We start from the raw sequence: 10,718 nt of genomic DNA, 5'->3' as shown, positions 1-10,718 counted from the left end.
GTCGCCGGCGGTGGTACCTCCGGTGGTGTCGGCACCGCCGGTGGTGGTGCCGGTGTCGCCGCCGGCGCCACCGTCGGTCGCGCCCTCGGTGGTGGAGCCGCCGTCGCCGCCCTCGGTGGTGGAGCCGCCGTCGCCGCCCTCGGTGGTGGAGCCGCCGTCGCCGCCCTCGGTCGCGCCCTCGTCGGTGCCGCCGTCGGGCTCGCTGGGCTCGCCGCTGGGCGAGGGCTCCGGGCTGGGCTGCCAGCCGCCGGAGCCGCCGGTGTTCCCGCCGCCGTTCTGCCAGCCGCCCGTGCCGCCGGGCTCGGTGTCCTCGCCCTGGCCGGGATCCTCGGTCTCCTCCTCCTCGGGCGAGGGCTCCGAGGAGCTCTCGCCCTGGGAGGGCGTGGAGGTGTCCTTCTCCGGCTTCCTCTGCTCCTGGCCGCCCTCGTTGCCGTTGACGGCCAGGAAGACGCCGGCGGCGATGGCGAGGACGGAGAAGAAGGCGATCAGCCCGTACTTCAGGCCGCTGCCGCCCCGGCGTCCGTCACCGTAGCCGCCGGTGTCGTATCCGCCGCCGTACGAACCGCCGTCGTATCCGCCGCCGGGGGTGCCCATCAGCAGCGGCGGGCCGACCCGGGTCGCGGCGTCGTCACCGTAGCCGCCCGCGGGGGTGGCGGAGGGTGTGTCACCGCCCTGGTGGAAGCCCGGGGTGCCCATGGCGGGCGTGGCGCCGGTGGAGACCACCGCGCCGGTGTTCCACAGGCCGCCGGTGTGGCCGCCCTGCTCCTGGAGCATGCGCAGCGCGTACTGCACCAGGCCGCGCATCTCCTCGGCGGTCTGGAAACGGTCGTCCGGGTCCTTGGCCAGCGCCCGCATCACCAGGCCGTCCAGCTCCGGCGGCACCGAGTCGTTCACCCGCGAGGGCTGCACCGGCTCGTCCTGGACGTGCTGGTAGACCACCGACAGCGGGGTCTCGCCGGTGAACGGCGGGCGCAGCGCCAGCAGCTCGTAGAGCATGCAGCCGGTGGCGTACAGGTCGGAGCGGGCGTCCACGGTCTTGCCCAGCGCCTGCTCGGGGGAGAGGTACTGCGGGGTGCCCATGACCATGCCCGTCTGGGTCATGGTGGTGGACGCGCCGTGCAGGGCGCGGGCGATGCCGAAGTCCATCACCTTCACCGCGCCGTTGCCGGTGATGATGACGTTGGCGGGCTTGATGTCGCGGTGCACGATGCCGTGCTGGTGGCTGTAGGCGAGCGCCTCCAGCACCCCGGAGATGATGATCAGCGCCTGCTCGGGCGGCGGCGCGTCGGCGTTGAGGAGGAGGTCGCGGATGGTGCGGCCCTCGACCAGCTCCATGACGATGTACGGCACGGTGTTGCCGCCGACCACGTCCTCGCCGGAGTCGTAGACGGCCACCACCGCGTGGTGGTTGAGGCCGGCGACGGACTGCGCCTCGCGTGTGAAGCGGGCCTTGGAGATCGGGTCCTCGGCGAGGTCCGCGCGCAGCAGCTTGACGGCGACGGTGCGCCCCAGGCGTACGTCCTCGGCGGCGAACACCTCCGCCATGCCACCGCGGCCGAGCCGGTGCGTCAGGCGGTAGCGCCCGTCGCCCACCACACCGCCACTGCCCCACGACTCGGGCGAATCGGACACCCCACCAGCAGTCTCGTCGGGCTCCGAAGGCCCTCCGGCGGCTTGTGTCTGTGCCATCAGTCCTCGCCGTAGATCAGGTCCGCGAGCCGCGGATCCATACGCTCTGCTCCTTGTGCACGCTAACAGTGTCCGGGAGCCGTGCCCCTCGGTGAAGGTGAAGAGAGCGGCGCGGGACGTGGTACCGAGAGCGCTGGGGGCAGCAACGGACCATCCAACCCGCTCGGGCCTCCAACTGGCAAGTTACGATGTCGGGCGCCCCCGCGAGCGCGTGTGACGCGTATGCGCGCATCGGGTCACGGAACGGGCGAGCGCCTTGACGTGTCCGGCCGCTGGGGCGGACTCTGCCTGGAGCAGCGGGCGGGATCCAGGGGTGGACCGGTGTCCCGCCCGGCGTTTCGAAGTCCGGCCGGCGGCACCACGGGCACCACCACGCGGAGCAACCGTACACGCGCGGGCCCGGCGAGAGGGCGGTCCTGCGGCGCCGAGGGGGAAGCAGTCAGATGAGCGACGACGGCGCGCGGGCCGCGTACCGGGGGCGTACGGTCGGCGGCGGGCGCTACCAACTGCGCGATCTGCTGGGCCAGGGCGGCATGGCGTCGGTGCACCTGGCCTACGACACGGTGCTCGACCGCCAGGTGGCGGTCAAGACCCTCCACACCGAGCTGGGCCGCGAGCAGTCGTTCCGGGAGCGCTTCCGCCGCGAGGCGCAGGCGGTCGCCAAGCTGGCCCACACCAACATCGTCTCGGTCTTCGACTCCGGCGAGGACGAGAGCGACGGCGCGACGGTGCCCTACATCGTCATGGAGTACGTCGAGGGCAAGCCGCTGCGCACCGTCCTCGACGAGGAGGTGGCCCGGCTCGGGGCGATGCCGGGCGACAAGGCGCTGACGGTCGTCTCCGAGGTGCTGGCCGCGCTGGAGGCCAGCCACGAGGCGGGCCTGGTGCACCGGGACATCAAGCCGGGCAACGTCATGCTGAACAGGCGCGGCACGGTCAAGGTGATGGACTTCGGCATCGCCCGCGCCATGCAGTCCGGCGTCACCTCGATGACCCAGACGGGCATGGTCGTCGGCACCCCGCAGTACCTCTCCCCCGAGCAGGCGCTGGGGCGCGGCGTGGACGCCCGCTCCGACCTGTACTCGGTGGGCGTCATGCTCTTCGAGCTGCTCACCGGACGCCTCCCCTTCGACGCGGACTCGCCGCTGGCCATCGCGTACGCGCACGTCCAGGAGGAGCCGCCCGTACCGTCGTCGATCAACCGGTCGCTGCCCCCGGCCGTGGACGCGCTGGTCGCGCGGGCGCTGCGGAAGAACCCCGACGAGCGGTTTCCGACGGCCGAGTCGATGCGCCAGGAGTGCGAGCGCGTCCGCGACTCGGTGGTCGCCTCCAGCACCACCCCGCTGATCGCCGGCGGCGCACCCGGTCCCAACAGCGGCGCGGCCGTCTCCCAGTCGGTCTTCCCGCCGGTGGACGCCCAGGGCACCCCGCCGCCGAGCGTTCAGCAGCCGTACCGGCCGCACTACGCGCCGACGCCCGGTTTCGGGGCCGCGGGGCCGGGCGGGCAGGGCTACTCCGCCCCGGCTCCGGGCCCGTACGGTCCTCAGGGCGGCACCCCGACGCCGCCGCCGTACACCGTCTCGCCCCAGGGCCCGCACCAGCCCTCCGGCGGCGGAAGGAACACCGGGGTGATCGTCGGCTCCGCGGTCGCGGCGATCATCGTCGTCGCCGCCGTGATCATCGCGGTGGCGCTCGACGGCGGTGGCGGTGAGGACCCGCGTGCGGGCGAGACCCCGGGGCCCGCCCGCACGGTGGAGCAGCCCGCGGGCACCGGCGGGGGCGACTCCGGCGGCGGCACGGGCGGCCGGGAGACCGACGGTGACGGCGCCGGCACGGACACCGACGAGGGCGGTGACGACGACGGCGACGGGGATGACGGCGGCTTCAGGGACGAGGACACCTCGAAGACCATCGACCCGGCCAAGTGCACGGAGGCGTCGGAGAGCCTCTTCGACAAGGGCAGGACGAGCATGCCCGACCTGACGTTCAAGCACCTGGACTCGGTGAAGGAGTGCATCCGCGAGGCGGGCTGGATCCTGGACGAGGTCGAGTACGAGGACGAGAACCTGTACGGGAAGAACACCGTCCTCAAGCAGTCCCCGGGGACCTACGAGGGCTTCGACCCCGAGAAGGACAAGATCACGCTGACCGTCTCCACCGGCCACCCGGCGGGCTGACGGCGGCACACGTGAGAGGGACCGGCACGCGGATCGCGTGCCGGTCCCTCTCACGTGTGGGATCCGGGCTGCCCGGAGGCAAGTACTCGAAGACAGGGGCTCGGAGACAGGGGCTCGGAGACAGGGGCTCAGAGGTAGGGGCCGCCGGAGCGGATCTGACCGCCGCGCCCGTCGCCCTCCTCGTCGGGCAGCACGCCCGCCGGAAGCGCGCGGCGCATCTGCTCCAGCTGGGCACGGGCCGCCATCTGCTGGGCGAACAGCGCCGTCTGGATGCCGTGGAACAGCCCCTCCAGCCAGCCCACGAGCTGGGCCTGGGCGATCCGCAGTTCGGCGTCGGTGGGCACCGCGTCGTCGGTGAACGGCAGCGAGATCCGTTCCAGCTCCTCGATCAGCTCGGGCGCCAGGCCGTCCTCCAGCTCCTTGACCGAGCTGGCGTGGATCTCCTTGAGCCGGGCGCGGCTGGCCTCGTCCAGGGGGGCCGACTTGACCTCCTCCAGAAGCTGCTTGATCATGCTGCCGATCCGCATGACCTTCGCGGGCTGCTCGACCATCTCCGTCACGGGGATCTCACGCGGCTCGTCGTCGGAGCCGCCCTCCCCGCCCCCGGGAGCGGCGGCGCTGCCGAGGGCCATCCCGTCCGGCCCCACGACCAGGACGTGCCGGCTCTCCTGCGAGCGTTCGTTCATCGGCTGATTCATACCCCCATTCTGCAATGCCCGCCCGGGCAGGCGTCGGGCGATCCCCCGGGTGCGGTGCCGCCCGCCTCAGCGCCGCAGCCGCAGGGCGAGCGAGGCCAGGCCCAGGCCCAGGAAGGTCAGCCCCGCGCCGAGCGGCAGTACCGGGAGGAGCTGTCCGCCGGTGGCGGGCGTCGCACGGTGACGGGCGCGCTCCTCGCCGCCCCGGCCGTCGTCGTACACGTAGTCGTCGTAGTGCTCGCCGGTGCCGGCCCGCCGGTCGACGATCTGCTCGGTCCGCCCCTGCGGGACGGTGGTCCGCACCGGTATGCCCGGCGGCTCGGCGGAGCCGGCCGGAGCGCTCTCCCCCGCGCCGTCCCCGCCGGGAGCCGTACCGGACGGTTCGCCGGAGGGACCGCCGGAGGTGGGATCGGGCGTGGGCGTGGGCGACGGGTCCGGGCCGGGGGAGGGTCCGTCCGGCGGCCACGGCGGCAGGCTGAACGGCGGGGGGCGTTCCGTCTTCTCCGGGTCGTCGGGCTCCCGCGGTCCGCCGGGTTTCCCGCTCTCCTCGTCCTCCGGTTCCTCCGGGGAGGCGGTGGGGGACGAGGAGGGCCCGCTCGAACTCTCCGCCACGGGCTCCACCCCGTCCCGCGCGCCGCCGGGAACGGCCGCCACGGCCGCGGACTGCTGGGAGGCCAGGGCGACGGGCGCCGGGACGAGCACCATCGCGCAGGCCAGCAGGGTGATCGCGGCTTCCCTCACCGCTACGCCCCCTCCCGTACCAGGCATCCAATGATGTAACAAGCGTCACACGAACGCGCGGGCCCGGCATCTCGGCCCGGCGGCCCGTCCCCCGTCTCAGACGGTGAGGACGACCTTGCCCACGTGTTCGCTCTCCTCGAGTACCCGGTGGGCCCGGGAGGCATTACTCATCGGCACCGTGCGGTCCACGACGGGGCGGACCCGCCCGGCGGCGATCAGCGGCCAGACGTGCTCGCGCACCGCCGCGACGATCTCCGCCTTCTCCTCCGGCGGACGGCCGCGCAGCGAGGTGGCCGAGACCGTACCGCACTTGGCGAGCAGCGCGCCCAGGTTCAGCTCCCCCCTGACCCCGCCCTGGAGGCCGATGACGACGATCCGGCCGCCGCGGGCGAGCGCCTTCACGTTCCGCTCCAGGTACTTGGCCCCGATGATGTCGAGCACCACGTCCGCGCCGCGCCCGCCGGTGGCCGCCCGGACCTCCTCGGCGAAGTCCTGCTCGCGGTAGTCGATCAGGACGTCCGCGCCCAGTTCCGCGCAGCGCTCCAGCTTCTCCCGGCTGCCCGCGGTGACCGCCACCCTCGCGCCGACGGCCCCGGCGAGCTGGATCGCCATGGTGCCGATGCCGCTGGCCCCGCCGTGGACCAGCAGGGTCTCGCCGGGGCGCAGCCTCGCGTGCATGAAGACGTTCGACCAGACCGTGCACACGACCTCGGGGAGGGCGGCGGCGGCGACCGGGTCGAGCGGGCCGTCGGGGGTCTCGGGCAGCGGCAGGAGCTGGCCGTGCGGCACGGCGACCTTCTCCGCGTACCCGCCGCCGGCGAGCAGCGCGCACACCCGGTCGCCGGCCTTCCAGCCGCCCACGCCCGGCCCCAGCCCGGCGATCCGGCCCGCGCACTCCAGCCCGGGGTAGGGCGAGGCGCCCGGGGGCGGATCGTAGAAGCCCTGCCGCTGGAGGAGGTCGGCGCGGTTGACGGCGCCGGCCGCCACCTCGACCAGGACCTCGCCGTCGCCGGGCACGGGGTCGTCCACCTCCGTCCAGGCGAGGACGTCGGGGCCGCCGGGTTCGGTGATGGTGATCGCGTGCATGGGGTGACGCTACCTCCGCGGGGTCTCCGAGGGCATGACGGTGGTGGAGGGGGTGGCGCGGCGGATGACGACGAGGCGGTCGGTCAGCTCCAGAACGGCCGCGTCCGGGTCGTCGTAGCCCAGCACCCGGTGGCCGCGCACCACGGAGACCACGAGGTCCTTGCACTCGCGCGGGGAGCCGCCGGCCTCGGCCTTGGTGACCGGGCGCTCGGTGAGGTTCAGGCCCGTGCCCTGGTGGATCAGGTCCTCCATGACCGCACCCGCGCTCGGACTAAGCATGGACATGCCGAGCAGGCGTCCGGCGGCGCTGGCGCTGGTGATCACGGAATCGGCGCCGGACTGCCGCAGCAGCGGCGCGTTCTCCTCCTCGCGCACCGCCGCGACGATGCGCAGGTTGCGGTTGAGCTGGCGGGCCGTGAGCGTCACCAGGACCGCGGTGTCGTCGCGCTGGGTGGAGATGACCACCTGGGCCGCCCGCTGCACCTCCGCCTTCAGCAGGACGTCGCTGCGGGTCGCGTCGCCGATGACGCCGGTGTAGCCGTCGGCGTTCGCCGCCTCGACGACCTTGCGGCTCGGGTCGATTATCACGATCTGCTCCCGGGGAACCCCGGTGGAGATGAGCGTCTCGGCCGCGGAACGGCCCTTCGTGCCGAAACCGATGATGACGGTGTGGTCGCGCAAGGAGGACCTCCAGCGGGCCAGGCGGAACTGCTGGCGGGTCCGTTCGGCCAGCACCTCCAGGGTGGTGCCGATCAGGATGATCAGGAACAGGACGCGCAGCGGGGTGATGACCAGTACGTTGACCAGCCGGGCACTGTCGCTGACCGGGGCGATGTCGCCGTAGCCGGTCGTGGAGAGACTGACGGTGGTGTAGTAGAAGCAGTCCAGCAGCGAGACCTCGCCGTCGGCGTTGTCGCTGTAGCCCTCGCGCTCGAGGTAGACCAGGAACACCGTCACCAGGAGGACGGCCAGCGCGGCCAGCAGCCGTCGGAGCACCTGCCGCAGCGGCCCGGCCGCGGGCTCGGGAAGCTGCACGAAGTGCTGCAGCTCTTCGGGCGAGGTGTGGTTCATGCCGTCACGCCCACGGAAGTCTCAGGAGGTGTACGCCGGTGCCGGTGGCGGCGCCGCCGGGCGGCACGACCGCCAGAGCGGTGGCCGCCGCGATACCGCGGAGCATCGCGGGACCGCTGAACCGCAGCGGCCGCACGCCACCGCCATCCTGCACGACCGGGACCAGCCGTGTGTCACGGGGGTGGCCCTGGGCCTCACCGAGGAGGGCGGCGACGGGCAGGGCGGCCTCCGCGGCGGACGGCTCGGTGAACGGCCCGCCGTGCCGCGTGCCGGGTCGCGTGCCGGGCGGGACGGCGGCGGTGGCGGCCCGCAGCAGCGGTTCGGCGAGGGTCAGCAGCCCGGACACGGCCGCCAGCGGGTTGCCGGGCAGCCCGGCCAGATGCGCCCCCGAGGGCAGCCGCGCCAGCAGCATCGGGTGACCGGGCCGTACGCGCACCCCGTCGACCAGCAGCTCCGCCCCCAGGCGGCGCAGGGCCGGGTGGACGTGGTCGACGGGGCCCGAGGCCGTGCCGCCGGTGGTGACGACGAGGTCGGCGGCGGTCTCCTCCAGCGCGGCGTACAGCGCTTCCGCGTCGTCGCCGAGACGGCGGGTCGCGGTGACCTCGGCGCCCATGGCCGCCAGCCAGGGGCCGACCATCGGACCGAGTGCGTCGCGGACCCGGCCGCCGGAGGGGATGCCGGAGGTCAGCAACTCGTCGCCCAGCACCAGGACCTCGACGCGGGGGCGGCGCAGGACCGGCAGCTCGTCCCAGCCCGCGGCGGCGGCCAGGCCCAGCACGGCCGGGGTGACCGGCGTACCGCCGGGCAGCAGGTGGTCGCCCACCCGGCACTCCTGGCCGCGCGGACGGATGTCCGCACCGTGCTGGGGCGCGGCGTTCGCGCGCAGTCGCCGGTCGCGGACCTCGCCGTACTCTGAGCGCAGCACGGCGGTGGTGCCGGGCGGGATGCGGGCGCCCGTGGCGATGCGGACGGCGTGGCCGTCCGGGAGCGGGGCCGGGCGGTCGTCGCCGGCCAGGATGCCGCGGGGCGTGGCGGGGGCCGCTCCGGGGGCGCCGTCCTCGTCGTTTCCGCCGTCCCCGGGACCGAGCGGCTCCCACGGGCCGGGCCCGGAGACGGCCCAGCCGTCCATGGCCGAGGTGTCGAACGCCGGCAGGTCGGTGAGCGCGGTCAGGGGCGCGGCGAGACGGTGGCCGAGAGCCGCGTCCAGGGGGACGGCGACGGGTCCGGAACGCCGTCCGGCACCGGCACGGGCGGCGGCGGCACGAGCGGCGGGCCAGTCGGGGTGCCGTACGGCCTCCTGGGAGCCGTGCGGGCCGCTCTCCCGCGGAGCCGGGCTGTGGCCCCGTCCCCCGGACCGGCCGTCACCGTGCCCGGTGCCGCGCGTGTCACGGCGGGTTCCCCCGTACGCGTCGCCGTACGCGCCACCACGGTCATCACCGCGGCCGTTGGCCAGGGCGAGGGCGTCGGCCAGTTCGTCGCCGCTCATCCGGCGTCCGTTCCCTCTCCGCCGCGGGGCTCCCCGCCCCCGCCGGCCCGCTCCGTTCCCTCCGCCTCCGCGGCCCAGCGCCGGGCCAGTTCGGCGGCCTTGCGCGCGGCCCCGGCCACGTCCTCGGGGCTCCCGCCCGCACGCGCCGCCGCGTACCCGACGAGGAAGGTCGTCAGCGGGGCGGCGGGCCGGGCCACACCGTGCGCGGCGTCCCGCGCGAGGTCGAGGAGGGCGGCGGTGTCGACATCGAGGTCGATACCGAGTTCGGCCTTGGCCGCGGTCATCCATTCGTTCAGCACGCGTCCATGCTCCCTGATCCGCGAGCGGGCCGAGGAGAGTTCCTCCCAGGTGTCGCAGTCGCGGGCCTCCTCGGGGCGGGCGGGGACGACACGGCGCAGCGCGAGTTCGTCGGTGAGCAGCCGCAGGGGAAGGTTCGCCGGACGTCCGTGCTCGGCGGCGAGCAGGGCCAGCTCGCGGCGGAGGGACTCGGCTCGGTAGGCGCCCAGGAGGGGCTGGGCGCGCCCGTCGTCCACGATCGCCCCGTCGGGACCGGCGGGGCCGCCGGGGCCGCCGGGGCCGGTCCCCGCGCCGGGTGCGGCGCACAGGGCGTCCAGCAGCGCCCGCACGGTGGCGGAGGTCAGGAACGGCAGATCGGCGGAGAGCACCAGCACCGTCTCACTCCCGGTGCGCCGCAGTCCGGCGTCGAGGGCCGCCAGCGGCCCTCCCCCGGGCGGCTCCTCGCGCGTCCAGTCCACCGGCCGGGCCGTCGGCCTGCGCGGGCCGACGACCACCGTCCGCGCCGCGTCCGCGCAGGCGTCCAGCACCCGGTCGAGCAGCGTCCGGCCCCCGACCGTGAGGGCGGGCTTGTCCGTCCCGCCGAGCCGGCGGGCGGCGCCGCCGGCGATGACGACGGCCTCGTACACATGCGTCATGCCCCGAGTGTGACCCCCTCCGCCCGGGCCCGGGCGGTCGGGGGCCCCGGCCCGGGCCGGCGGATGTCACAGGGTGCGCAGCAGCACCGCCGGGTGTTCGACGCAGTCCGCCACATACCGCAGGAAGCCGCCCGCCGTACCGCCGTCGCACACCCGGTGGTCGAAAGTGCAGGACAGCTGTACGACCTGGCGCACCGCCAGCTCGCCCTCGTGGACCCACGGCCTGGGGATGATGCGGCCCACTCCGAGCATCGCCGCCTCGGGGTGGTTGATGATCGGAGTCGAGCCGTCCACTCCGAACACCCCGTAGTTGTTGAGGGTGAAGGTGCCGCCGGTCAGCTCGGCGGGCGTCAGCCTCCCCGCACGGGCGGACTCGGTCAGCCGGGCGATCTCCTCGGACAGTTCGGCCGCGTTGCGGTCGTGGGCGTCGCGTACGACGGGGACCACGAGCCCGCGGTCGGTCTGCGCGGCGAAACCCAGGTGGATCCCGGGCAGCCGGACGATCTCGCGCGCGGCCGTGTCCACCGTCGCGTTCAGCTCGGGGAAGCGGGCGAGGGCGGCCGTGCAGATCCGGGCGAGGACCGCCATCAGGGAGATCTTCGGCCCCGCGGCGTTCATCGCCCGCCGGGCGGCGAGCAGTTCGGTGGCGTCGGCGTCCACCCAGCACGTGGCGTCGGGGATCTCGCGCCGGGAGGTGGAGAGCTTGTCGGCGACCGTACCGCGCAGCCCGCGCAGCGGGATCCGCTCGCCGTGCGCGGTGGCGCCGGCGGACACGGGCGCGGGCAGGGGTGCGGGCGCCGGCGCGGCGGTTCCGTCGGCGGAGGCGGGCACGGTCCGGGCC

Annotated in this window: 9 protein-coding genes; 1 reads left to right on the top strand and 8 read right to left on the bottom strand. The window is 74.8% G+C overall.

The genetic code is table 11. The features are described from left to right. On the bottom strand, positions 1-1,689 hold a 1,689-nt coding region (locus tag AC2CJA_RS18715), incomplete at its 3' end, for a protein kinase domain-containing protein (RefSeq protein ID WP_484603852.1). A gap of 443 nt (positions 1,690-2,132) precedes the next feature. On the opposite strand from AC2CJA_RS18715, the gene AC2CJA_RS18710 reads away from it, so the two are divergent. Further along, entirely contained in the window at positions 2,133-3,866 is a 1,734-nt protein-coding gene (locus AC2CJA_RS18710; RefSeq protein ID WP_484603851.1) for a Stk1 family PASTA domain-containing Ser/Thr kinase, read from the top strand. Positions 3,867-3,994: 128 nt separating this feature from the next. Here AC2CJA_RS18710 and AC2CJA_RS18705 read toward each other — a convergent pair whose 3' ends face one another. The 7 genes from AC2CJA_RS18705 to AC2CJA_RS18675 all read right to left on the bottom strand — a co-directional run. Next, positions 3,995-4,564 (bottom strand): bacterial proteasome activator family protein, encoded by a 570-nt coding sequence (locus AC2CJA_RS18705; RefSeq protein ID WP_484603850.1) that lies wholly within the window; start codon positions 4,562-4,564, stop codon positions 3,995-3,997. Positions 4,565-4,630: 66 nt separating this feature from the next. Continuing rightward, positions 4,631-5,302 (bottom strand): hypothetical protein, encoded by a 672-nt coding sequence (locus tag AC2CJA_RS18700; protein ID WP_484603849.1) that lies wholly within the window; start codon positions 5,300-5,302, stop codon positions 4,631-4,633. Positions 5,303-5,398: 96 nt separating this feature from the next. After that, positions 5,399-6,388: an NAD(P)H-quinone oxidoreductase gene (locus tag AC2CJA_RS18695; RefSeq protein ID WP_484603848.1), complete on the bottom strand. Its 990-nt coding sequence runs from the start codon at positions 6,386-6,388 to the stop codon at positions 5,399-5,401. Positions 6,389-6,397: 9 nt separating this feature from the next. Then, positions 6,398-7,459: a potassium channel family protein gene (locus AC2CJA_RS18690; protein ID WP_484603847.1), complete on the bottom strand. Its 1,062-nt coding sequence runs from the start codon at positions 7,457-7,459 to the stop codon at positions 6,398-6,400. A gap of 4 nt (positions 7,460-7,463) precedes the next feature. Then, on the bottom strand, positions 7,464-8,945 hold the full coding sequence (locus tag AC2CJA_RS18685; protein WP_484603846.1) for a molybdopterin molybdotransferase MoeA: 1,482 nt from the start codon (positions 8,943-8,945) through the stop codon (positions 7,464-7,466). Beyond that, positions 8,942-9,877 carry an NTP transferase domain-containing protein gene (locus tag AC2CJA_RS18680; protein WP_484603845.1) on the bottom strand — a complete coding sequence of 312 codons (936 nt, stop codon included), beginning with the start codon at positions 9,875-9,877 and terminating at the stop codon, positions 8,942-8,944. The genes AC2CJA_RS18685 and AC2CJA_RS18680 overlap by 4 nt, the downstream gene beginning before the upstream one ends. Before the next feature lie 66 nt (positions 9,878-9,943). After that, on the bottom strand, positions 9,944-10,718 hold a 775-nt coding region (locus AC2CJA_RS18675), incomplete at its 5' end, for a dihydrolipoamide acetyltransferase family protein (RefSeq protein WP_484603844.1).

It is taken from the genome of Streptomyces sp. ATLC9 (assembly GCF_057196705.1).
The sequence above is the reverse complement of the archived record's forward strand: the minus strand, read 5'-3'. Positions and strand labels throughout refer to the sequence as shown.